This is a genomic window from Psychrobacillus sp. FSL K6-1267 (assembly GCF_038003265.1).
Classification (GTDB): domain Bacteria; phylum Bacillota; class Bacilli; order Bacillales_A; family Planococcaceae; genus Psychrobacillus; species Psychrobacillus faecigallinarum.
On the sequence record NZ_JBBOOR010000001.1, the window covers coordinates 1,280,401 to 1,304,187 of the forward strand.

26 protein-coding genes are annotated in these 23,787 nt (G+C 36.3%); 18 read left to right on the plus strand and 8 right to left on the minus strand.

Annotation, left to right across the window (positions count from 1 at the left end):
• Positions 1–173: 173 nt before the first annotated feature.
• Both rnjA and MHB55_RS06230 read right to left on the minus strand, forming a co-directional pair.
• A complete protein-coding gene (gene rnjA, locus MHB55_RS06225) occupies positions 174–1,841 on the minus strand; it encodes a ribonuclease J1 (protein WP_151110679.1) in 1,668 nt (555 codons plus the stop codon).
• Between the two features lie 3 nt (positions 1,842–1,844).
• Positions 1,845–2,054 (minus strand): DNA-dependent RNA polymerase subunit epsilon, encoded by a 210-nt coding sequence (locus tag MHB55_RS06230; protein ID WP_144537894.1) that lies wholly within the window; start codon positions 2,052–2,054, stop codon positions 1,845–1,847.
• A gap of 287 nt (positions 2,055–2,341) precedes the next feature.
• On the opposite strand from MHB55_RS06230, the gene MHB55_RS06235 reads away from it, so the two are divergent.
• Complete coding sequence (locus MHB55_RS06235) at positions 2,342–3,115, plus strand: Cof-type HAD-IIB family hydrolase (RefSeq protein WP_144537896.1); 774 nt, start codon at positions 2,342–2,344, stop codon at positions 3,113–3,115.
• 11 nt (positions 3,116–3,126) lie between these two features.
• Positions 3,127–4,062 carry a carbohydrate kinase family protein gene (locus tag MHB55_RS06240; RefSeq protein WP_340862840.1) on the plus strand — a complete coding sequence of 312 codons (936 nt, stop codon included), beginning with the start codon at positions 3,127–3,129 and terminating at the stop codon, positions 4,060–4,062.
• A 142-nt stretch (positions 4,063–4,204) separates the two neighbouring features.
• On the opposite strand, the gene def is transcribed toward MHB55_RS06240, so the two are convergent.
• A complete protein-coding gene (gene def, locus MHB55_RS06245) occupies positions 4,205–4,762 on the minus strand; it encodes a peptide deformylase (protein ID WP_151110673.1) in 558 nt (185 codons plus the stop codon).
• A 132-nt stretch (positions 4,763–4,894) separates the two neighbouring features.
• Here def and MHB55_RS06250 point away from each other — a divergent pair, with 132 nt between their 5' ends.
• The 8 genes from MHB55_RS06250 to MHB55_RS06285 all read left to right on the plus strand — a co-directional run bounded on the left by MHB55_RS06250 (position 4,895) and on the right by MHB55_RS06285 (position 13,237).
• Complete coding sequence (locus MHB55_RS06250) at positions 4,895–5,539, plus strand: YkyA family protein (protein ID WP_154311210.1); 645 nt, start codon at positions 4,895–4,897, stop codon at positions 5,537–5,539.
• Between the two features lie 706 nt (positions 5,540–6,245).
• The gene (pdhA, locus tag MHB55_RS06255; RefSeq protein WP_144537901.1) at positions 6,246–7,358 is read left to right on the plus strand and encodes a pyruvate dehydrogenase (acetyl-transferring) E1 component subunit alpha; all 1,113 of its coding nucleotides are present in this window, start codon (positions 6,246–6,248) and stop codon (positions 7,356–7,358) included.
• Between the two features lie 3 nt (positions 7,359–7,361).
• Positions 7,362–8,339 (plus strand): alpha-ketoacid dehydrogenase subunit beta, encoded by a 978-nt coding sequence (locus MHB55_RS06260; RefSeq protein ID WP_144537902.1) that lies wholly within the window; start codon positions 7,362–7,364, stop codon positions 8,337–8,339.
• A 30-nt stretch (positions 8,340–8,369) separates the two neighbouring features.
• Entirely contained in the window at positions 8,370–9,722 is a 1,353-nt protein-coding gene (locus MHB55_RS06265) for a dihydrolipoamide acetyltransferase family protein (RefSeq protein ID WP_144537903.1), read from the plus strand.
• A 3-nt stretch (positions 9,723–9,725) separates the two neighbouring features.
• On the plus strand, positions 9,726–11,138 hold the full coding sequence (gene lpdA / locus MHB55_RS06270) for a dihydrolipoyl dehydrogenase (RefSeq protein WP_144537904.1): 1,413 nt from the start codon (positions 9,726–9,728) through the stop codon (positions 11,136–11,138).
• Positions 11,139–11,216: 78 nt separating this feature from the next.
• Complete coding sequence (locus MHB55_RS06275) at positions 11,217–12,047, plus strand: polysaccharide deacetylase family protein (protein WP_154311209.1); 831 nt, start codon at positions 11,217–11,219, stop codon at positions 12,045–12,047.
• A gap of 132 nt (positions 12,048–12,179) precedes the next feature.
• Entirely contained in the window at positions 12,180–12,563 is a 384-nt protein-coding gene (locus MHB55_RS06280) for a CidA/LrgA family protein (protein WP_154311208.1), read from the plus strand.
• On the plus strand, positions 12,560–13,237 hold the full coding sequence (locus MHB55_RS06285) for an LrgB family protein (RefSeq protein WP_154311207.1): 678 nt from the start codon (positions 12,560–12,562) through the stop codon (positions 13,235–13,237). Before MHB55_RS06280 ends, MHB55_RS06285 begins: the two co-directional genes overlap by 4 nt.
• Positions 13,238–13,312: 75 nt before the next feature.
• Here MHB55_RS06285 and MHB55_RS06290 read toward each other — a convergent pair whose 3' ends face one another.
• Complete coding sequence (locus MHB55_RS06290) at positions 13,313–14,782, minus strand: aminotransferase class I/II-fold pyridoxal phosphate-dependent enzyme (RefSeq protein ID WP_144537908.1); 1,470 nt, start codon at positions 14,780–14,782, stop codon at positions 13,313–13,315.
• A gap of 480 nt (positions 14,783–15,262) precedes the next feature.
• On the opposite strand from MHB55_RS06290, the gene MHB55_RS06295 reads away from it, so the two are divergent.
• Together MHB55_RS06295 and MHB55_RS06300 are read left to right on the plus strand one after the other, a co-directional pair.
• Positions 15,263–16,222 (plus strand): NAD(P)H-dependent flavin oxidoreductase, encoded by a 960-nt coding sequence (locus tag MHB55_RS06295; protein ID WP_340862841.1) that lies wholly within the window; start codon positions 15,263–15,265, stop codon positions 16,220–16,222.
• An 11-nt stretch (positions 16,223–16,233) separates the two neighbouring features.
• Complete coding sequence (locus MHB55_RS06300) at positions 16,234–16,503, plus strand: UPF0223 family protein (protein ID WP_144537910.1); 270 nt, start codon at positions 16,234–16,236, stop codon at positions 16,501–16,503.
• A gap of 33 nt (positions 16,504–16,536) precedes the next feature.
• Here MHB55_RS06300 and MHB55_RS06305 read toward each other — a convergent pair whose 3' ends face one another.
• Positions 16,537–17,166, minus strand: a complete 630-nt coding sequence (locus MHB55_RS06305; protein ID WP_340862842.1) for a YktB family protein — start codon at positions 17,164–17,166, stop codon at positions 16,537–16,539.
• Between the two features lie 149 nt (positions 17,167–17,315).
• Here MHB55_RS06305 and MHB55_RS06310 point away from each other — a divergent pair, with 149 nt between their 5' ends.
• The gene (locus MHB55_RS06310) at positions 17,316–17,513 is read left to right on the plus strand and encodes a hypothetical protein (RefSeq protein WP_144537912.1); all 198 of its coding nucleotides are present in this window, start codon (positions 17,316–17,318) and stop codon (positions 17,511–17,513) included.
• A gap of 156 nt (positions 17,514–17,669) precedes the next feature.
• Positions 17,670–18,461 carry an inositol monophosphatase family protein gene (locus MHB55_RS06315; protein ID WP_144537913.1) on the plus strand — a complete coding sequence of 264 codons (792 nt, stop codon included), beginning with the start codon at positions 17,670–17,672 and terminating at the stop codon, positions 18,459–18,461.
• A gap of 319 nt (positions 18,462–18,780) precedes the next feature.
• Here MHB55_RS06315 and MHB55_RS06320 read toward each other — a convergent pair whose 3' ends face one another.
• A complete protein-coding gene (locus tag MHB55_RS06320; protein WP_144537914.1) occupies positions 18,781–18,969 on the minus strand; it encodes a YlaF family protein in 189 nt (62 codons plus the stop codon).
• Positions 18,970–19,072: 103 nt separating this feature from the next.
• Here MHB55_RS06320 and typA point away from each other — a divergent pair, with 103 nt between their 5' ends.
• Complete coding sequence (typA, locus tag MHB55_RS06325; RefSeq protein WP_144537915.1) at positions 19,073–20,920, plus strand: translational GTPase TypA; 1,848 nt, start codon at positions 19,073–19,075, stop codon at positions 20,918–20,920.
• 21 nt (positions 20,921–20,941) lie between these two features.
• A complete protein-coding gene (locus MHB55_RS06330) occupies positions 20,942–21,265 on the plus strand; it encodes a YlaH-like family protein (RefSeq protein WP_229653921.1) in 324 nt (107 codons plus the stop codon).
• Between the two features lie 107 nt (positions 21,266–21,372).
• Here the strand turns inward: MHB55_RS06330 and MHB55_RS06335 are convergent, their stop codons facing one another.
• Together MHB55_RS06335 and MHB55_RS06340 are read right to left on the minus strand one after the other, a co-directional pair.
• Entirely contained in the window at positions 21,373–21,576 is a 204-nt protein-coding gene (locus MHB55_RS06335; protein WP_144537916.1) for a YlaI family protein, read from the minus strand.
• Between the two features lie 12 nt (positions 21,577–21,588).
• Positions 21,589–22,086: a peptidyl-prolyl cis-trans isomerase gene (locus MHB55_RS06340; protein ID WP_144537917.1), complete on the minus strand. Its 498-nt coding sequence runs from the start codon at positions 22,084–22,086 to the stop codon at positions 21,589–21,591.
• A 177-nt stretch (positions 22,087–22,263) separates the two neighbouring features.
• Between MHB55_RS06340 and MHB55_RS06345 the strand changes: the two genes are divergently transcribed.
• Positions 22,264–22,545 (plus strand): YlaN family protein, encoded by a 282-nt coding sequence (locus MHB55_RS06345; protein ID WP_144537918.1) that lies wholly within the window; start codon positions 22,264–22,266, stop codon positions 22,543–22,545.
• Positions 22,546–22,608: 63 nt separating this feature from the next.
• Complete coding sequence (locus MHB55_RS06350; RefSeq protein WP_340862843.1) at positions 22,609–23,775, plus strand: FtsW/RodA/SpoVE family cell cycle protein; 1,167 nt, start codon at positions 22,609–22,611, stop codon at positions 23,773–23,775.
• Positions 23,776–23,787: the final 12 nt, after the last annotated feature.

A 23,787-nucleotide genomic window follows, 5' to 3' on the forward strand; every position in this document is an offset into this window, starting at 1 on the left:
GAGAATCAATAATTGCTCGTTTATAAGTCTTTTGGAAAGCGTGGCTTATGAATATCTGAATCGACGATTTCTTACTATATATTGTAAAAAAAAGACTGTAGACAATTTCAAATTTCTTTGAATTTGCCTACAGTCCGAAGCACCAAATAAAATATTGGATGCTTTTATATAATTTATACTTCCATAATGATTGGTAAAATCATTGGGCGACGTTTTGTTTTTTCATATAAATAAGGGCTTAACACATCAGTAATTTCATTTTTTAGCTCAGACCATTCAATAGACTTGTCCTGTATAGTGTATCTTAAATGCTTGTTTAACATTTGCTGAGCTTCATTGATCATCGTGCCTGATTCTCTCATGTAAACGAATCCTCTAGAAATAATATCTGGACCTGACACAATTTTCTTTCTTTCCATATCAGCACTAACAACTACAATTACTAGGCCTTCTTCTGAAAGAATACGGCGATCTCTTAGCACAATATTCCCAATGTCTCCAATACCGCTACCATCAATATATACATCACCAGAAGGGATACGTCCTGCCACGTGAGCTTCAGTTGAGCTCAAAGCAAGAACGTCGCCATTTTCCATAATAAATGTATTTTCAATTGGTACATCACAATCTGCAGCAAGCTCGGTATGAAGTTTTAACATACGGAACTCCCCATGAATAGGCATAAAAAATTTAGGCTTCATCAAACGCAGCATAAGCTTTTGTTCTTCTTGAGAACCATGCCCAGATGTATGGACGTTATTTAAGGAACCATGAATTACTTCTGCGCCAGCACGGAACAATAGGTTAATCGTTCTGTTTACGCTTGCTCTATTACCTGGAATAGGTGAAGAAGAAAATACAACGGTATCTCCAGGCTGAATTTGAATTTGTCGGTGAGTACCGTTAGCAATTCTAGATAGGGCAGCCATTGGTTCACCTTGGCTACCGGTACATAGTATTAATACTTCGTTTGCCGGTAGTCTATTTAAAGCACTTGTATCTATAAACATTTCCTTAGGGGCTGTAATATATCCCAGCTCTCTCCCGATGGTAATGTTATTATCCATACTTCTTCCAAAAACAGCAATTTTACGATTATGATGCACTGCGGCATCGATAACCTGTTGAAGTCTATGGATGTTAGAAGCGAAGGTTGCAAAAATAATACGGCCATTCACTTTACGGAAAATGGAATCCATACTTTCTCCAACTTTACGTTCGGACATTGTGAAATTAGGAACCTCTGCATTAGTACTATCAGAAAGTAGACAAAGAACACCATCGCGTCCGATTTCAGCCATTTTAGTCAAATTGGCTGGTTCGCCAACAGGTGTAAAATCAAACTTGAAATCTCCTGTATGCACAATATTACCAGGAGGGGTTTTCACCACAATCCCGAAAGCATCAGGTATACTATGCGTAGTCCTAAAAAAGCTAACTGCGGTTTTTCTAAATTTAATTATATCGTCTTCTTCAATCACATTCATCTTTGTTTGACGAAGTAAACCATGCTCTTCTAATTTATTGCGAAGTAATCCTAGTGCTAGTTTGCTCCCGTATACTGGAACATTAAGTTGCTTTAGTAAGTAAGGGATTCCACCGATATGGTCTTCGTGACCATGCGTAATGAATAATCCTTTAATCTTGTCTACATTTTTAACTAAATAAGTGTAGTCCGGAATAACATAATCAATCCCAAGAAGGTCATCCTCAGGGAATTTAATACCAGCATCAATCAGAATGATTTCATCTTGAAACTGAACTCCATACGTATTTTTGCCGATTTCACCTAGTCCGCCGAGGGCGAAAACAGCAGTTTGATCATTTTTTACAAATTTCATAAATTATAACTCTTCTACTTTGAAATTTGGGCTTGCTTGTTCGTATTCCAAGTGGTTTCCTTCAAGCAGCTGGATAAGCTCAATATTATACTTGCGGTCCTTTAGAAGGGAGCGAACTTCGCGTTCGGATTCACCCTCAACATATAAGCTCTTTGTGTTTTCGCGAACTGGTACTTCTAGTGCATTTTCTTGATAATAAACTTTATAAATCATTTTTATACTCTCCTTTTTCACGTTCATAATAAATCAATTCTCTTTATATTATCACGCCACTTCTTTAAAATAAAGAAAAGCCCTCCAAATTTTGAAGGGCAAGACATTTGACTTAAGCAATAGTTTTATTTCTGAGCATTCCGCCGAGTCGTCTCAACAATTTCCTTTTCAGGCGTTTCAACATGGCAATCCACTCCTTAAGACGTATTATATACGAAAAAATTAAATTTGTAAAGGTTTTTAACAGAAAAGTCAAATAATTCGAATCGGAAAAGAGGAAAATTTTGATGGTACAAAAAGTATTGATTTTTGACATTGATGGCACTATTTTAGATATGGAGAAAAATATACCTACAGGTGTAGAAGAAGCATTTAAACAAGCAAGAGCAAATGGACATATCACTGTGATTGCTACTGGAAGAGCTCCATTTCTTGCCAAAGCAATCGTAGACCAGTTACAAATAGATTCCTATATTAGCTACAATGGTCAAATTGTCCAATTTGAAGGTAAGACTATACATAAAGGAATTATTGATAAGGACGAACTAAAAAAGCTTTCTGAATTTGCTGCTTTGAAAGATCAGCCTTTAGTATACATGGACATCAATGAAATGGTTTCCAATGTTCCAGATCATCAAGATGTAATTGAAAGTATTTCAACATTAAAAGTTGGCTTTCCTCGGAAAGCAGAAGATTTCTATTTGAACAATGATATTCATCAATCTCTTGTCTTTTGCAATGAAGAAATCCAAAAGGAATATGAAGAGGCATTTCCCAACTTGTCGTTTGTACGGTGGCACAGAGTTTCATGTGATGTGCTTCCAAAAGGGATGTCTAAAGCAATAGGGATAGAAATTCTTTTAGATTATTTAGGTAAAGACAGAAAAGATGCAATTGCTTTTGGTGATGGTTTAAATGATGTAGAAATGTTGAAATTTGTAGGTACAGGAGTCGCAATGGGTAATGCAGTGGAAGAACTTAAGAAACACGCTACAATAGTGACAGATCATGTTGCTGAAAATGGGTTAGTAAATGCAATGAAGAAATTAGAGTTAATTTAAAGGAGTTACATATGAACGAGCAAAAAAACAAAAATGTATTAATTTATGGAGATGCCTTCGTTGATTATATTGCAGAGGATCAGACAAATAGAAAATTCACAAAATTTTTAGGTGGGGCTACAGTAAATGTTGCTGCAGGTATTGGTAGACTAGGGGCTTCCTCATCTTTTATTACGATAATTGGAGAGGATGAAACCTCGAAGTTTGTCAGAAGAGAATTGGAGGCAGAAGGAGTAAATCTTTCGTATGCCCAAGTGAATTCAGAGAAATGTGTAAGTGGTGTCTATGTTCATTTGACTGAAAATAATGATCGGCATTTTCACACGTACGTTGATGATACTCCTGATTTGCAAGTAGATTTCTCCCTGATTAACGAAAAAGCTTTTGAACAAGCGGCAGTATTCCATTTTTGCTCTGGGACGTTATTTCATCCAACAGCACGTAAAACTACACGGAACATTGTTAATAAAATAAAAAAATCTAGTGCTCTTTTATCTTGTGACGCAAACATACGACCTTTGCGCTGGGAAACAGAACAGAATTGTAGAGAAACGATTTGCTCTTTTCTTCATGATATAGATATTTTTAAATTGACGGAAGAAGAGCTATTCTTTTTGACAGAAACTAGTTCCCGATTGGAAGGACTTAATAAGCTAGCTCCTTACAATATTCCAATTGTTCTTGTAACAGTTGGTTCAGAGGGAACGTACGCACTTATTAACGGAGAATTGGTTCATATCCCTGTTGAAAAAGTAGTGGCTATAGATACAACTGGGGCTGGCGATGCCTTTATGGCTGGAATTTTATCGAAAATCCAAGCAGAGGGTAAGCCAGAAGCAAAAGAAGAATGGATCGAGTATATCGCTTTTGGAAATAAACTTGGTTCTATTTGTGCAACTAAGTTTGGTGCACTATCTGCGATGCCAAGACTATCTGATTTAAAATAATTTGCAGTAAGACTATAGACGTACAGCATCCATCTGGTGGTGTTTATCTATAGTCTTTTTCTAACCTTGTTATTTTTTCCAATACTAAAAAGGTTCGCCTTTTTAAAGGCAAACCTTTCTTCGGTATAACAATAATAAGATACTATTTACGTTCATATGGGAATGCGTCAGGAATTTCCTCATATGGATTTTGTGGATTGATATGGTCATAAAACATAATTCCATTTAAATGATCTAATTCATGTTGAAATGCGATAGCTGCTAAGCCTTTTAAACGTTTTTTGAAGGGAGTACCGTCTGGATGAAAACCTGTAGCGGTAATACGTGCATATCGTGGAACATAACCTTCAATAACTTCGTCCACTGAGAGACATCCTTCTCCAGCCGCTATGTACGTTTTCTCTACAGAATGGCTAATAATTTTAGGGTTAACTGCCACAAAGCTGACTTCATTTTCATCTTCGTCGGTTAAATGTAAGGCGAACATCCTTTTAGATACGTTTACTTGCGGAGCAGCAATTCCAATCCCCGGTCGAAGGTTGTATTTCTTCACCATTTCATCATCTTGACTATTTATAACATATTGCAATAAGTCATGAGCAAGTGTTTGTTCCTCTTCTGAAAGTGGAAATGTTAACTCATCTGTTTTCTTACGTAGAGTAGGATGGCCATCTCTAATTATATCTTGCATTAAAATCATCATAATCGTCCTTTCAAATTTCATATTCCTATTATATCGAATTATGTCGTTTTACTAAACAAAAAGGTATATCGTCAGTTGAATTTAATAACTAGAACAATTATAGTTGAAAATGGTATAGGAGGTTGCTGTATGAAAATAATTAAATTCATAATTCCTTTAAGTATGCTTCTACTCCTTACGGCTTGTTCTTTTGGAGAGAGCACGGAGGAAAAACTGTCCAATGTATTAACCGAAATCTATGAAACTGAGAAAGGGTACAGAGAAGTGCAACCCTTATTAGCGGAAACTGAGTTAAAAGAACTAACCAATTTTCAAAGTATGATGGAGTTAACTCAAGACCAACAGGATGAGCTGAGTGCTCAAGTAGAGGCAACTGCTACTCTTTTAGAGGAACGTTTAGCATTGGTGAAAAAAGAAAAAGAATCGATTGCTAAGGCAAATGAAAAACTTGTAGATTTAGAAGCAGTCATCTCTGATGCAAAAGAGGAATCTGACAAGGAAAGTATACGTTTAGTGGAAGAGGCCTTAAAGAATCGCTACGCTGCCCATGATAAGTTGGTTGAACAATACAATTCTCTTGCTAGTTTGCAAGAATCGCTTTATAACATGCTGGTTGATGAGGAAGCTAATGTTACTTCGATTCAGGAGAAGGTTGCAGAGGTCAATAAGCAAAATGAAGTGGTACAACAATCTGTCAAGGAATTTAATGATTTAACTACGCATTTAAACGAAGTGAAGGATCAAGCCTTTTCAACACTTCAAAATCAAGAATAATTTCTACTAATGCAGCCCTATTAAAGGGCTGCTTTTTTTGTAAAAAAATAATATAAATTTAGCGCCATGAAACAGATGTTCATGGTATTTTTATTATTTCGAAGCTATTGCAAAGTGTTACACATCTAACGACTATTTATAGTATGAAGGATTAAGAATACCTTACAGCGATTATTGTTGGAAAAATCACACGACAAGTGATGAAGCACTTGAGATTTCTTTTGATTAGAATGCATAAAGAAGATAGGAAGTGTAAAAAATAACAGAGGTGGTATGTATATTGAAGAGGTTGTTAAACCATATGCTTATGTTGTTTCAGTTATAAGTAAGATTTAAAATATTTTAATTTCATACAAGGTGTTTAGAGGATGTTCTTTACTATATTAAGTGAATTTCATCGATAAAATTACTCAAAAAGAAGCGTGAACTGTAATGATTGACTAAAAGATCGACCAGCAAAAAGATCCCCCTTGTATATTATTACTATTAATAAAATAAATTTTAAGCATAATACTTCAAACTGATATAGTACAGACATAATTAATTAGTAGTACAGAAAAGAATGTTTATAATATTCTAATATAAAATTAGTAGAATTCTAGATGATTGACCGACCATTTATTCTTGAGTATACTTAAATGGAATTGAGCTTGTACCAATCAAGAAGTAAATAAATTTTAATACAGAGGAAAAGGAGAGGTGCTTTATGGCTTCAAACAAGGAAAAACAGTTTGACCCAATGAAAACGCTTCATGAGATCGAAGAAAAATTTGAAATGTTCCAGATATTGAACGAAGAAGGGGAAATTGTTAACGAACAAGCGAACCCTAATTTATCTGATGAAGATTTAGTAGAACTAATGAGTCGCATGGTTTATACAAGAATTCTGGATCAACGTTCTATTTCCTTAAATCGTCAAGGACGTCTTGGCTTCTACGCGCCTACAGCAGGGCAAGAGGCTTCACAGCTTGCATCTCATTTTGCTTGTGAAAAAGAAGACTTCATCTTACCTGGCTATCGTGATGTTCCACAAATAGTATGGCATGGTTTACCTTTATGGCAAGCGTTCCTATTTTCACGTGGTCATTTTATGGGTAACCAAATTCCAGAAGGTGTAAACGTGTTCCCACCACAAATTATTATTGGTGCACAATTTATTCAAGCAGCTGGAGTAGCTTTAGGAATGCAAAAACGCGGTAAAAAATCTATTGCTATTACATATACAGGAGATGGTGGTTCTTCACAAGGTGACTTCTACGAAGGTATTAACTTCGCAGGTGCTTTCCGTGTGCCAGCTGTGTTTATCGTCCAAAACAACCAATACGCTATTTCAACTCCTCGTGAGCTACAAACAGCAGCAAAAACAATTGCACAAAAAGGTATTGCAGCGGGATTACCAAGTATTGTTGTAGATGGAATGGATCCGCTTGCTGTATACGTGGCTACAAAGGATGCAAGAGACCGTGCTGTTAAAGGAGAAGGGCCAAGCCTAATTGAGACAGTTTGTTACCGTTATGGTCCGCATACAATGGCTGGAGATGACCCAACACGTTACCGTACTTCTGAAACAGATTCAGAGTGGGAAAAGAAAGATCCTCTAGTACGTTTCCGCAAATATTTAGAAGGTAAAGGTATTTGGAGTGAAGAAAAGGAAGCAGAAGTAATTGAGAGAGCGAAAGAAGAAATTAAAGACGCTATCAAAAAAGCAGATGCTGCTCCAAAACAAAAAGTGACAGATTTGATTAATATTATGTATGAAGAAAATCCATATAACTTAGATGAGCAATTAGCTTACTATACAGAGAAGGAGTCGAAGTAACCGATGGCACAAATGACGATGATTCAAGCAATTACGGATGCTCTCCGTAATGAGCTTAAAAATGATGAAAATGTGTTAGTCTTCGGTGAAGACGTTGGTAATAACGGCGGTGTATTCCGTGCAACTGAAGGTCTACAAAAAGAGTTTGGGGAAGATCGAGTATTTGATACACCCCTTGCAGAATCAGGTATTGGCGGGTTGGCAGTGGGTCTTTCTCTACAAGGATTCCGTCCAGTTCCAGAGATTCAATTCTTTGGTTTCGTATACGAGGTAATGGATTCTATCAGTGGGCAATTAGCTCGTATGCGTTTCCGTACAGGTGGAGCATTTAATGCGCCTGTTACAATTCGTTCTCCGTTTGGTGGAGGCGTTCATACACCTGAGATGCATGCAGATAGCTTGGAGCTTCTAATGACTTCTACTCCAGGAGTAAAAGTAGTTATTCCATCTACACCGTACGATGCAAAAGGTTTATTGATATCTGCCATTCGTGATAATGACCCTGTAATCTTCTTAGAACATATGAAATTATATCGTTCTTTCCGTGGTGAGGTGCCAGAGGAAGAATATACAATTCCACTTGGAAAAGCAGATGTAAAGCGTGAGGGCACTGACTTAACAATTATTGCTTACGGGGCAATGGTGCAGGAGAGCTTAAAAGCTGCTGAGGAACTAGAAAAAGAAGGTCATTCCGTTGAAGTAGTTGATCTTCGCACTGTGCAACCATTAGATATTGAAACAATTATTGCTTCTGTTGAAAAAACGAATCGTGCTATCGTTGTACAAGAAGCTCAAAAACAAGCAGGTATAGCAGCAAATGTAGTAGCAGAAATTACTGAAAGAGCTATATTAAGCTTAGAGGCTCCTGTATTACGTGTAGCTGCACCAGATACTGTATTCCCATTCTCTCAAGCAGAAACAGTTTGGCTGCCAAACTCAAAGGATATAGTAGAAACAGCGAAGAAAGTATTAAACTTCTAATAAAAACAAACAATAGAAAGGGTGAGCACTTTGGCATTTGAATTCCGCCTACCGGATATTGGAGAAGGTATACATGAAGGAGAAATCGTTAAATGGTTTGTTAAAGCCGGTGACGAAATAGACGAAGATGATATTCTTTGTGAGGTACAAAATGATAAAGCTGTAGTTGAAATTCCTTCGCCTGTTAAAGGAAAAGTAACAGAGGTATTGGTTAGTGAAGGAACTGTTGCGGTAGTTGGTGACGTACTTGTCAAATTAGACGCACCTGGCTATGAGGATCTTCAATTCAAGGGAGATCACGGCGAAGAAAAAACAGAGGCGCAAGTTCAATCTACTCTAGAGAACGGCCAGGAGGTTGAAAAAGAACCAGTTAATGCTTCTAAAAATCAGCAACCAGCTACAAAAACGGAAGTGAAAGAAACTTCTCAAGAAGCGAAGCCTGAGCCAAAAGGTGATACTCGTGTAATTGCAATGCCTTCAGTTCGTAAATTTGCTCGTGAAAACGAGGTAAATATTGCAGACGTTAATGGCACAGGAAAAAATGGTCGTATATTAAAAGAAGACATCGAAGCATTCTTATCTGGAGACCAAAAAGTAGAAGATACATCTACTTCTGTAGCTGAAGAAAAAGAAAAAGTACAAGAAACGAAAGCTTCTGCTCCAGTTAATTTAGAAGGAGAGTTCCCTGAAACTCGCGAAAAGCTATCTCCAATGCGAAAAGCTATAGCGAAAGCAATGGTCAATTCTAAGCATACTGCTCCACATGTTACGCTAATGGATGAAGTTGACGTGACTGAGCTAGTTGCACATCGCAAGAAGTTTAAAGAAATTGCTGCAGAAAAAAATATCAAATTAACGTATTTACCTTATGTGGTTAAAGCACTTGTAAGTACGTTACGTGAATTCCCTGCATTGAACACTTCTTATGATGACGAGTCAAATGAAGTAATTCAAAAGCATTACTACAATATAGGAATCGCAGCAGATACGGACAAAGGTTTATTAGTTCCTGTTATTAAAAATGCAGATCGTAAGTCTGTATTTGCAATTTCGGATGAAATTAACTCTTTAGCAACAAAAGCTCGTGATGGTAAGTTATCTCCAGCTGAAATGAAGGGCGCTTCATGTTCGATTTCAAACATTGGCTCTGCTGGAGGGCAATGGTTTACACCTGTTATCAACCATCCAGAAGTAGCAATTCTCGGAATTGGTCGAATTTCAGAAAAACCTGTAATAAAAAATAGTGAAATTGTAGCTGCTCCTGTGTTAGCATTATCATTGAGCTTTGATCATCGCATGATCGATGGTGCGACTGCCCAACATGCGTTGAACCATATAAAACGTTTATTAAGCAGTCCAGAATTATTATTAATGGAGGCGTAAAAAATGGTAGTAGGAGATTTCCCGATTGAAACAGACACTTTAGTAATAGGTTCAGGCCCTGGAGGTTATGTAGCTGCAATTCGTGCTGCACAAACTGGTCAAAAGGTATTAGTTGTAGAAAAAGAACATATCGGTGGAGTTTGCTTAAACGTTGGATGTATTCCTTCTAAAGCACTTATTTCAGTTGGTCACCGTTTCGAACAAGCTAAACATTCAGATGATATGGGTATTACAGCGAGTGATGTTAAAATAGACTTTTCAAAAGCACAAGCTTTCAAAGAAAGCGTTGTAAAAAAATTAACAAGTGGTGTTTCAGGTCTGTTAAAAGGAAATAACATTGAAGTGGTTTCTGGTGAAGCATACTTCGTAGATGCAAATACAGTTCGTGTAATGGATGAAAAATCTGCACAAACTTATACTTTTAAGCATGCGATTATCGCAACTGGATCTAGACCAGTTGAAATACCTACATTTAAATATACAAAACGCGTTATAAATTCGACTGGCGCTTTAAATCTTCAAGAAGTACCTGAAAAACTAGTAGTGATCGGTGGAGGTTATATTGGAACTGAGTTAGGCTCTGCTTATGCTAACCTTGGTTCTCAAGTAACAATTATCGAAGGCGGAGACGATATCTTAGCTGGATTTGAAAAACAAATGACTACAATTGTTAAAAAAGGCTTGAAGAAAAAAGGTGTGGACATTGTAGTAAAAGCTTCTGCAAAAGGTGTCGAAGAATCAGATACTGGTGTAGTAGTAAGCTATGAGGTTGGTGGCGAAGAGAAAAAAGTTGAGGCTGACTATGTATTAGTAACTGTTGGTCGTCGTCCGAATACTGATGAAATTGGTTTAGAAGAACTTGGTATTAAATTCGCAGAACGCGGATTAATCGAAGTAGATAAGCAATGTCGCACAAGCATTAGCAATATCTTTGCTATTGGTGATGTTGTAGCTGGTCCTCAGCTTGCTCACAAAGCTTCTTACGAAGGTAAAGTAGCAGCTGAAGCAATTGCTGGTCAATCATCTGTAGTTGATTATCTTGCAATTCCAGCTGTATGTTTCACTGATCCAGAACTTGCTACTGTTGGTTTATCTGAAGCTCAAGCGAAAGAACAAGGGTTTGATGTAGCAGCTGGTAAGTTCCCATTCGGAGCTAACGGTCGTGCACTTGCACTTAACGCTACAGAAGGCTTTGTAAAACTAGTCTCTCGTAAAGAGGACGGATTATTGCTTGGAGCACAAATCGTTGGTCAGGGAGCTTCTGACATGATTGCTGAACTAGGCTTAGCAATTGAAGCTGGAATGACTGTAGAGGATATTGCAATGACTATTCATGCACATCCAACACTTGGAGAAATTGCAATGGAAGCTGCTGAAGTAGTAATGGGCCACCCTATTCATATTCTTTCTAAATAATCATGTAGGACCAAAAAACCGTGTAGAATTACTCTACACGGTTTTCCTTATGCCTGTTAGAATGGAAATAGAAGGGATATGGTGATTAAATTGAAACTTACAACTTGGTTATTACCCGCAGCAATATTACTATTACTCTCCGGATGCTCTGAAGAGGAGACAGAAGTTGAAAAAGAAGTTGGCGACACAATAGAAGTTACTCAACAACCAGAATTAGAAGAGGAAACGGAAGAAGTTGAATCAGCAGAAGAAGTAGTAGAAGAACCTGTTACTGAAATACAATATGAAATTAATGAAGCCAATTGGACAATAAAACCAATTGGAGATGCAAATCCTAAGGCGGTCCTTTTAACTATTGATGATGCACCTGATAAATATGCTTTAGAAATGGCGAAGGTGTTAAAAGAGCTTGACGCTCCTGCAATCTTTTTTGTGAATGGTCATTTCATAGATTCAGAGGAGGAAAAAGCTAACTTAAAGGAAATCTTTGATTTAGGATTTGAGATAGGAAACCATACACAAACTCATGCAAACCTTAAAAATAGTTCAGAAGAACAACAGCAAGAGGAAATATTAAACGTAAATGAGACTGTAGAATCAGTGATTGGAGAGAAACCTAAATTCTTCCGAGCGCCTTTTGGAGTCAATACTGATTTTAGTAAATCTCTAGTAGAACAAGAAAATATGGTCTTGATGAATTGGACATACGGTTACGATTGGGAAAAGCAATATATGGAGGCTACTAGTTTAGCAGATATAATGGTTAATACAGAGTACTTAGTTGATGGTGCAAATTTATTAATGCATGACCGTGAATGGACTTTAGCAGCTTTACCTCAAATTGTAGATGGATTACGTGCAAAAGGGTACGAGTTGATTGATCCACATGCCATTAAAGTAAAAGAATAATTTCTTTCACCTCTGTTTGTTTAACAGAGGTGATTTTCTTTACATAGACATACTAAAAGAGAAGGCGTAAAATAATTTCTATTATCGTTTAGTGGAGGTGAAACTTTAAAAGATATAACTTTTAAAGTGTATATGGAAAAAATCACAAAATTAATTCAAATAATCTTTCAAGTTATTATTCTATATTTGTTTTTTCTACTTGGATCTTTTACTGTGGGATTGCTACCATTTTCGTTCCCAGGTAGTATTGCTGGATTGTTGATACTACTTGCATGTCTCCTACTAAAAATAGTTCCAGTTAATCTTATAAAAGATGGAGCAGGGTTTTTACTTGCCTTTCTTGCGTTGTTATTTGTTCCTGCAACAGTTGGAATTATGGATTATCCTCAATTATTTTCAGTCACAGGAGTATTGATTGTTCTTGCACTAATCATCAGTACCATGGTCACTATTGTATTGACAGGTAAAATATGTCAATACATTGAAGGCAAAATGATAAAGGAGGATGTTAAATGATTGCTATAGGAATGATTATAGCGACAATTCTCATTTTTATCGGAATGACCTTTGTCTATAGAAAATTTACGTATCCTTTGTTGTTACCAATATTAACTACTACTATTGTTTTGGTAGTTATCTTAAGTTTATCTGGAGTTACATATGATACATATATGTCGGGAGCTAAGTGGATTGATGGTATGCTAGGCCCTGCAGTAGTTGGGATGGCCTATCCTTTATATACACAACGAGAAAAAATCATAAAAAACAAAGTTCCAATTATATTAGGCGTTACAGTAGCAATGCTTTCAGGACTTATTAGTATTGCTATCTTATCTAAACTGATGTCCTTCGAGGATTTTCTTCAAAGATCCTTATTACCAAAGTCCATTACGTCTCCGATTGCTATGCCAATTAGTGAATCAATTGGAGGAATCCCTGCTTTGACAGCAGTTTTTGTCATTTTAGCTGGTTTAATAGGAGCATTAACAGGCTCTTTGCTATTTAAATTATGTAGGATAGATACCGCAATTGGTAGAGGAATCTCTGTAGGAAGTGCATCCCATGGAATAGGCTTATCTAAGCTGGCAGAATACGGGGAAGAAACGATGACTATGGGATCGGTAGCGATGACTCTTAGCGCTATATTAGGAGCCTTTATATGTCCGATATTTGCGCTTATAATTTTTTAATGAGAGTAAAATTATTTTGTATTAAATAAAACAGTCATTTGACAGTAGTCAAATGACTGTTTTAGATTAGTGTGTTCAAATAATTGCTTGATGCTCTTTAATCACATGAATCATTTCTAAAGTGTCGTCCTCTGGACCTTGAACTGGTAATCCAGCCTTTAAATTCATTTGAATATAGTCAATGTTCCCAGGTGTGATTATTTCCCCGGGAATAAAAATTGGAATCCCAGGAGGGTAAACCATTACGAATTCTGCAGAGATCCTACCACTTGCCTCTAATAATGGGATAGATTCAGTTTCTGCGTAGAAAGCATCACGAGGAGACATTGCTAGACCAGGAATATCAGGCAGGGTTACAGATGACTCTACAATGGTTGCTTCAGATTCATGGGCAACCACCATACGCGATAAAGCATTAACAAGCATATCTGTTTCTTTTTTCGTATCCCCAAGAGTAATGAGGCATAGAATATTATATAAATCTGAGAGTTCTACTTCGATATTTGCTTTTTCGCGGAGCCAAATTTCTGCTTCAAATCCTGTGATTCCTAAATTTTTAACGCTTATAAGAAGCTTAGTTGGATCAATATCATAAGTAGCTGAGCTTTGTAATATTTCTCTGCCAACGCAATGAATATGCTCAATTTCATTTATTCGTCTACGAGTTTCCTCGGCAATTGTTATTGCTTCACCTATTAAATCCTCACCATGTATAGCTAATTGTCTTCTAGCCGTATCCAATGATGCTAAAAGAGGATAGGATGTAGAAGTTGTTGTAAGCATGGAAAGAATGGATTGCACCCTTTTAGCTGATACTAAGCCTTCTCTTACATTAAGGACCGAGCTTTGTGTCATAGATCCGCCTAGTTTGTGTACAGACGTAGCAGCCATATCCGCACCTGCAGCCATAGCTGAAATTGGAAGGTCGTCATGGAAGTGGATATGAACTCCGTGAGCTTCATCAACTACTACAGGAATACCTTTTTCATGGGATATATCTACGATTCTCTTTAAATCAGCAGCTAGTCCAAAATAGGTAGGATTAATTACAAGTAAACCTTTTGCATCCGGATGCGCTTCTATCGCTTTTTCTACGGATTCAACAGATATGCCATGGGAAACACCAAGCTCTTTATCTACCTCAGGGTGTATAAATACGGGTATAGCACCGGCAAATACGATGGCAGACATAATGGATTTATGAACATTTCGTGGAACGAGAATCTTATCACCAGGTCCACAAATAGTAAGTATCATAGTCATAATAGCTCCGCTCGTTCCTTGAACGGAGAAAAAAGTTTCATCTGCCCCAAATGCCTCTGCGGCTAAATGTTGAGCTTTTTTTATAGCTCCCTTAGGCGAATGTAAATCATCTAATGGGGCAATGTTTATCAAATCGATTGAAAGTACATTATCTCCAACAAACTCTCGAAATGCAGGGTCCATTCCTTTCCCTTTTTTATGACCAGGAATATGGAATTGAATTGGATGACGATTTCGATGCTTTAATAGCGCATCGAAGATAGGAGTTTCTAATTGTGACAACGTTCATACCACCTCTAATTTAAAATTTTGCGCATGTAAACGATCCTAGTAGTTATAGAGACGTAGATGCTATTTTAAAACAAATGAATTATAGCATTTAAGGAAATTTATTACTATAAAAAACATCAAAATTTAGTTAATGATTCAATTTCATAATTAAATTGAATTGTAAAAAACATGGGCAATAGGAGAAAATTAATAATATATGAATAAAAAATAGCTGATTTGCGCTTTCTGCGGTCACTTTCCGAGGGTGTGAGAGATTACTCATCCCACAGGTGTCAAAAAAGTGTTGGTTTTTAATATGTAAATGAATTAATTAATAACTGAGGCGAAAATTAAATAAATACATTAATACTTTTAAATTAAATCGGAATATCCACCTAAAACAAATATTGGAGATACCCTACTTTAGGATATAGATCAATTGAATCCTTTTTAAAATATCTTTACACTAGTATAAAAGGGGAGGGCTAAGTAATGTCATTTCAAACAAGAGTCACAGATCTATTGGGAATTGAGTATCCAATCGTGCAGGGTGGACTAGCATATCTTGCATACTCAGAGCTTTGTGTGGCAGTATCGGAAGCAGGGGGATTAGGTCAGATAACAGCTATGAGTCTCTCAACGCCGGATGAGCTTCGCCAAGAGATTAATAAAGTGAGAGAGCAAACAGAAAAACCTTTTGGAGTAAATTTTGCTATTGGTCAAACAGGCAGACCCTATGAGCATATGCTTCAAATAGCTATTGATGAAAAGGTGCCAGTAATTTCCATGACTGGAGGCAACCCGGCACCTATTTTAGAAAAATTGGCAAAGACAGATATTAAGAAGTTGGTGCTGGTTGCTTCCAAGCGGCAAGCTCAAAAAGCTGAACAACTAGGAGCAGATGCAGTAATGGTTGTAGGTCAAGAAGGAGGAGGGCATCTAGGGAGAGATGACGTCGGCACGATGGTTCTTATCCCGCAAGTAGTGGATGCCGTGAATATCCCTGTAATTGCTTCTGGTGGTATCGGAGATGGTAGAGGGTGGATGGCTGCTCATGCTCTTGGCGCAGAAGGAATAGAGATGGGTACTCGTTTTATCGCAACGAGAGAATGCGTCCATGCATCAGAAGCTTATAAAAATGCCATATTAACTAAAGAAGAAACTGACACAGTTGTTATTAAAAAAGAGTTGGGATCACCAGCACGAGCCATTCGAAACGAGTGGACAGAAACCATTCTTTCTATGGAAAAGGAAAATCCATCATATGAGCATTTGAAGCAACATATTAGTGGAGAAGCGAACAAACAATTTATTTATAAGGGATTAGAGGACCAGGGTTTTGCATGGGCAGGCCAGGTCATAGGTATGATTCATGACATCCCAACTACTAAAGAGTTAATCGATCGAATGGTAGTTGAGGCAATGGACATTAGAAAAAAATGGGAATTATAGGAGAGTTGAAAATGGAATACACATACCCTTTTTCGTTAGATTGGTCTACAGAAGAAATTGTAGATGTAGTACAGTTTTTTGAAGCAATTGAAAACGCATATGAGAAAGGAATTAAGCGAGAAGATCTTATGAAAAAATATCGTCGCTTTAAAGAAATAGTTCCTTCCATAGCCGAAGAAAAAACTTATTTTCGTGAATTTGAAAAAGAAAGTGGCTATGCAAGCTTTCCAATAATAAAAAAAATGAAAGAACAAGGAAGCGAATCAATTATTAAAGGATAAATTAAATCCCTCCAGAGTGGAGGGATAGCTTTCTTATTTTAAATTAATCATGGTTTTGTAAATGGGAAGAAGTTGTTCAAATGTATTTTCTACTAACTGGAATAACTCTTCCTCTGTTAATTTAACCGCTTGTTCTTTAGGAATGTGACGGCCAACCAAAAATTCACCCTTCTTAACGTCTCTAAGGCGCGTTAGAAGTTCTTCAAAATCCTTTGGAGTAATATCCTTTATAGAAGTAGCCTCAGGCTTCATATGGTCCCCTGAAACGATAAAATCATTTGGCAGTTTTTTTAATAGACTCTTTTTTTGAAGGAGTCGCTCAGCAATTGCAACTTTATCGGGAGCTTCGTAAATAACTGCAACTATAATAAATAAATGCGTACCCCATAATCCAATTTGGAAGTGTGGCAGCGCCTTATATCCTCTTTTATAAGGAGCAAATGCAACCCAGCTATCCTTTGGAGGGTTAACAGATCGTCGAGCATGCTTAGCTACATGACTATAATATTCATCTCCTAATACTCCTGAAAAATAAAGGCTATATTGTTTCCCTAATTCTTCAAATTTAGGTCGAACATTCTCTATAAGCGCAGTCATTCTATTTTCTAATCCTTCGATTTGAAACACTTCAAAATCTGTATCTTGCCAGAAAGTTTTACTCATATATTAACTCCTTTCAATTTCTATGTTTATTTTAGCGGATTTTTGGGTAAAAATCTTGTAAGTAGTTTTTATTAACACAATTCAATTTATAGCATAATGTAAGATAAAAGTTCCGAATATTACGATAAAATAATGGAGAGGTGTTAACTATGAAACAGGTTGTGCATATTATTCGTAAATATGATATGGAAAAGGAAAAAATTCAAACGCTAAAATTAGAGTTGGATTACCAATTAGCCACTTTATATGATGCAATGCAAGATGGAAATGAAGAAGAGATTAAAGATGCGAAGATGCAATTGTCAGAGCTTCACAAGTCACTGGATGAATTAAATGCGTTTACGTGAATTGAATTCTCCAATAGTGCCATGAAAAAACACCAGCTAATTAAAAAGACAGCCGGTGTTTTTTTCTTTATACTTATACTTAGACTGCTCATTTTGAAGAAATGATAAAACAGATGAACTAGTTATAACTAGGGAAATATTAAAAGGGGTGCTTTTATGAACATACATATGCTAGACAAATATGCAAAATCATTGATTAAACAAGCGGCTATTCAAATAAGAAGTTCATTTTCTGAAGAACTTATCATCGAATCTAAATCAGAAGCGAATGATTTGGTTACTAATATAGACAAAGAAACGGAAAAATTTTTTATTCGACATATAAAAAGTGATTTTCCAGACCATCGTATATTTGGGGAGGAAGGCTTTGGTGACAAGATAGATAATTTGGACGGCTATGTTTGGATGCTAGATCCTATAGATGGGACTACAAACTTTATACACTTCAAGAAAAACTTTGCCATATCCTTAGGTATCTACAAGGATGGTGAAGGAATACTCGGCTACATTTACAATGTAATGGATGATGATTTAATAAGTGCAGCTCAAGGACAGGGTGCTTATTTGAACGATGTGAGAATCCCTATGCTTGAAAAAGCTAGTGTAGAGAAATCCATAATTGGAGTTAACGCAAGCTGGGTTATTCCCAACAAATTTGTCCAACATGATCAAATGATAGAACTAATGCAAACAGCTAGAGGTACTAGATCATTTGGGTCGGCAGCCATTGAGATTGCGTATGTTGCCACTGGAAGACTAGACGCCTATATGTCCATGAGACTCTCACCTTGGGACATAGCTGGTGGTATGGTAGTAGCAAAAGAAGTAGGAGCTATTGTCACTACCTTATCTAACGAACCTATAAATCTGTTAAAACAAAATTCATTTATAGTTTCTAAACCTAATCTTCATGAACAACTGTTATCAAAATATATTATTTTAAAGTAAAATGGAAAACAGGCTTATTGCGGTTTTGAGAATTTAGAACTAAGCATGAACAAACAACAGTTGCTTTCCAATCTAGATGGAAGTGTTTCGCATGATAAACCGAAAAGCTATCACTAAAGCAATATAGACCTTATTAACTAAATTATCTTTAAGCTGGTTCTCCGAGCTGTAGGTGGAAGAGCAAAATTTATACTAAAAAGAGGCTATTCATGACTTAAGCCATGAACAGCCTCTCAAAGGTTCTGCGATGATAATATAGATTAAGTGCAAGTCTACCTGAAATGAGGAGATATGGCACTAAAAGTTGTTAATGCTTTAGTTATTCTAATAATCCTTGTTCACGCATTTTCTTTTTCGTTTTAAAGCCAAATCCCATGACAACAAATAACAATACTAAAAACAGTAAAGCCAACGGAATATTACGTAATGCAATTGCAATTCCTATTAAACCCATAGACAACATTGCGCCTAAAGAAAACAATACAAAAACCCATTTTATGTTACCCAAAACAATTACCCCCAAGAAAATAATGAAAAATAATATAACTTTAGTTCCACTTGTGTTATAATAGCACAGTTATGGACATGAAAAAAGAATATGGAGTGGAAATATGACAAAATTACGTCAAGATTTAAGAAACATAGCTATTATAGCACACGTTGACCACGGAAAAACGACATTAGTCGATCAATTATTAAAACAATCTGGAACGTTCCGTTCAAATGAACACGTTGACGAAAGAGCAATGGATTCAAACGACATCGAACGCGAGCGTGGGATTACTATATTAGCAAAAAACACAGCTGTAAATTATCATGACACACGCATTAACATTTTGGACACACCTGGACATGCCGATTTTGGTGGTGAAGTAGAGCGTATCTTAAAAATGGTAGATGGTGTTTTACTAGTAGTAGATGCATATGAAGGTTGTATGCCTCAAACACGTTTTGTATTGAAGAAAGCATTAGAACAAAAATTAACACCTATCGTTGTAGTTAACAAAGTTGATAAAGATTCTGCTCGTCCACTAGAAGTAGTAGATGAAGTTTTAGAACTTTTCATCGAGTTAGGTGCAGATGACGATCAATTAGACTTCCCAGTAGTTTATGCTTCTGGTGTGAACGGAACTGCTTCTTTAGACGCAGACCCTGCAAATCAAGAAGAAGATATGAAGTGTCTATTTGAAAAAATTATCGAATCTATTCCAGCGCCAGTTGACAATTCAGACGAACCTTTACAGTTCCAAGTTGCATTACTGGACTATAATGATTATGTAGGACGTATCGGTATTGGCCGTGTGTTCCGCGGAACAATTGAAGTTGGTCAACAAGTTTCATTGATGAAATTAGATGGCAAAGTTAAAAACTACCGAGTTACAAAATTATTTGGTTTCTTCGGTTTGAAACGTGAAGAAATTCAAACAGCAAAAGCTGGTGATTTAATCGCAGTATCAGGTATGGAAGAGATTAACGTAGGGGAAACAGTTTGTCCTACTGATCATCCTGACGCATTAACACCATTACGTATCGATGAACCAACTTTACAAATGACTTTCTTAACAAACAATTCTCCGTTTGCTGGTCGTGAAGGTAAATGGGTTACATCACGTAAAATTGAAGAACGTCTTCGTTCACAGCTTCAAACAGATGTATCTCTACGAGTAGAAGATACAGATTCACCAGATGCTTGGGTTGTTTCAGGCCGTGGAGAACTACATTTATCTATCTTAATAGAAAATATGCGTCGTGAAGGCTATGAGATTCAAGTTTCTAAACCAGAAGTTATCATTCGTGAAATTGATGGTAGAAAATGCGAACCAGTTGAGCGTGTACAAATTGATGTACCAGAAGATAGCGTAGGTTCTATTATTGAGTCCATGGGAACACGTAAAGGTGAAATGGTAGATATGATTAACAGTGGGAACGGACAAGTTCGTTTGATCTTCATGGTTCCTGCACGTGGATTAATCGGGTATTCAACTGAATTCATGTCATTAACTAAAGGATTCGGAATCATAAACCATACATTTGATAGCTACCAACCAGTAGTTGCAGGTCGTGTTGGTGGGCGTCACCAAGGTGTGCTTGTTTCTATGGAAACAGGAAAAGCAACAACATATGGTATGATGCAAATTGAAGACCGTGGTACACTATTCGTAGAACCAGGTACTGAAATTTATGAAGGTATGATCGTTGGTGAAAATACTCGTGATGCTGATATCACTGTAAATATCACTAAAATGAAACAAAAAACAAATATCCGTTCAGCAAATAAAGACCAAACTAATGTTATTAAGCGCCCACGTATTTTAACTCTAGAAGAAGCTTTAGAATTCCTAGGCGATGATGAGTATCTAGAAGTAACACCAGAGTCAATTCGCTTACGTAAAAAAATTCTTGAGAAGAGCGAACGTGAACGTGTAACTAAGAAAAAGAAAAGTGCAGATCAGGAATAGTAACTGAAAGGGTGACAAGCCTTGGAGGAACAAGATCTAGTCTTTGGTAGAATGTCTTCTATAGCTAGGTTTATATATGAAACAATGCCATCCTTTACTGTGGCAGGCTATATTTTATTTATCGTTATATTTTTATTGTCAGTGCTAGTGTATAAGCTTGGGTTTGCAAAGAAACTGAAGTTAAAGCAAAATGTTGTTATTTACATTTTCTTATTATTGGGTTGTTTAATGTTGACTTTCTTGGCATTTTTCCTCCCAGTAGTAGAAGCATTGTTAGTTGCTGCGTTGATTTTAATTATATACAAAATACGATTAAAGCTAGAAAAAAGAGGCTCGACTACTTAATTAGTCGAGCTTTTTTTTATGTTTAAATATAAAGAAGGAATCTTTTGTGGCATTTAATATTTTGACGACAAAAAACACTAGAGGCACATTGTGTCTCTAGTGTTTTTTTAAAACTCATTTTCAATTAATCGAGAGCTTTTGTAAAAGATAAACTTACCAGTAGCAAGCCTTTCTTTTGTTTTAACTTCAATGCGGTCGTGGCATTCATCGCACATATACGTATGAATCGGTCGATTTCTTAGTTTTTTTGCTAATGGTAAATCGGTAGAAATTTCATCGATTCGGTCACAAATAACACATTGTACCTTCATAGTCCTTCACTCCTACTCTAATCGAAATGCAGTTACGTTTCTGATTGGGTCGTTTAAGTTAGAGCCATCTTTTTTAATAATGTGGACAGGACCATCTTCTCGCAATGGTTTTCCTTTATGACTAAATTTAACTAGAATATTGTCTACTTCCTCTAATGAAATGGTATGATTACCTTCATTTGTTTCGATGACTAAATTCTTAGCCTCATTTAATGGCTCGGCGTTAAGGATAAATTGTTTAAGCTCTATGCCGTAAGTGTTTGAAAGCATCTTGGTTTTCTCATATTTTTTTTCAGATTTTAAGGTAGGTGGATTTGTTGAACCTTCAATTATTTCTCGAGACCAATGAGCAGATGTTACCTTTGTATATTCTTCATCGGCATCTTTGTATTCATACTTGCCCTCAAAAAACTCATCTAGATCGATTCGGCGATCATCAAAAATCCACACAGTGGGATCAAGCGTTATATTAAATTTAACTGCTCCTGTAATAGGTATAATAAATTCCATGGAAATTGCCTCCTCTATACTGTCTAATCTATATTAGTATACAGATAAAAGTTAAAGTTAAAAAGAATAATTCCTTATATATGTAATCTATATAAGAGAACACTTGCAATTTTGCTTATCAAAAGATACACTTTAGGGAGGTGAAGAATTAGAAATAATAATAATGGGGGCGTCCTCATGGATACTAATATACAACTTTCCTATCAAGATAAGGCGTTAGAGCTTTTAAAAAAAGATGCAGAAAAAATCGCCCAATTGATAAAAGTGCAAATGGATAACTTAACAATGCCTCAATGCCCTCTTTATGAAGAGGTTTTAGACACGCAAATGTTTGGATTATCTCGCGAAATAGATTTTGCGGTGAAACTTGGACTTCTAGAGAAGAGTGAAGGTAAAGAAATTATAGCTTCTCTTGAAAAAGAATTGTCCAATTTACACGATATCCATACAGAAAAATAAAGTTGAAACTCAAACAATCAGACTGTTTGAGTTTTTTTCTATAAAGAAATTGAGGTACCTATTATGAATATTTATTTTAAACGTTTTTTTAAAAATTTTGATTACCCTTTGTTTTTCGTTTATATTGCCCTATGTTTGTTTGGGCTTGTCATGATCTATAGTGCCAGCATGGTTTGGGCTGTTGAAAGGTACGGCTGGGAGCCGGATCATTTCTTTAACAAGCAAAAAATAAATTTGGCATTGTCCATTCCTGTATTCTTTGTGGCTGCTTTGTTTCCATACAAACATTATAAAAGTAGATTTATGATGCAGTTAATGCTTGGAGTAATGTTTATCCTCCTTATTCTCGTACACATCATTGGTGTTGGGGGAGAGAGTGGCTCTCAAAGCTGGCTTAACCTTGGTTTTGGTAATATACAGCCTTCAGAGATTGCTAAAATAGTAATAGTATTATATTTTGCAGGAATATTTACAAAAAAATATCAAAATGGAACTTTAGACAAATTGAATGAATCAGTTGGTCCTCCATTAATCGTTTTATTCTTTGTCTTCCTTCTGATCATGCTTGAAACGGATGTTGGTAATACATTGATTATAAGCTTTGTAGCTATTTCAGTTATTGCAGCAAGTGGCATAAAGTTTAAGTCATTTTCTAAAATTATTGGTTTAATAGGAATTTTGTTAACTGTGGCATTAGTGTTTCTCTATTTTTTAAAAGATTCTCTTCTTACAGATCGGAGAAGAGGCAGACTAGAAGCCTTTTTTAACCCTTTTGATTATGAGCAGGGCTTCGGTTACCAAATAGTAAACGGCTATATAGCTATCGGGTCCGGAGGTTTGAGTGGTTTAGGATTAGGGAATTCTAATCAAAAATATGGATATTTACCAGAGCCACATACAGATTTTATAATGGCTATAATAGCAGAGGAATTAGGTTTGATAGGTGTCCTCATTGTGTTATGTGGATTGTTCTTTCTGGTATTTAAGGCAATTATGATAAGTATTAAAACTAGAGATCCTCAAGCAAGAATGATAGCTGCTGGGATAGCAAGTATCATCGGTTTTCAAACATTTGTAAATTTGGGTGGAATGCTTGGCATTATCCCACTTACAGGAGTCCCTCTCCCATTCATTAGCTACGGGGGTACTTCAATCATCATTTTATCGGCAGCAATTGGGATACTGATGAATGTATCAATGTTTGTTAAACTAGAAAAGACTAAAACATAGGGAGTTGGCAAT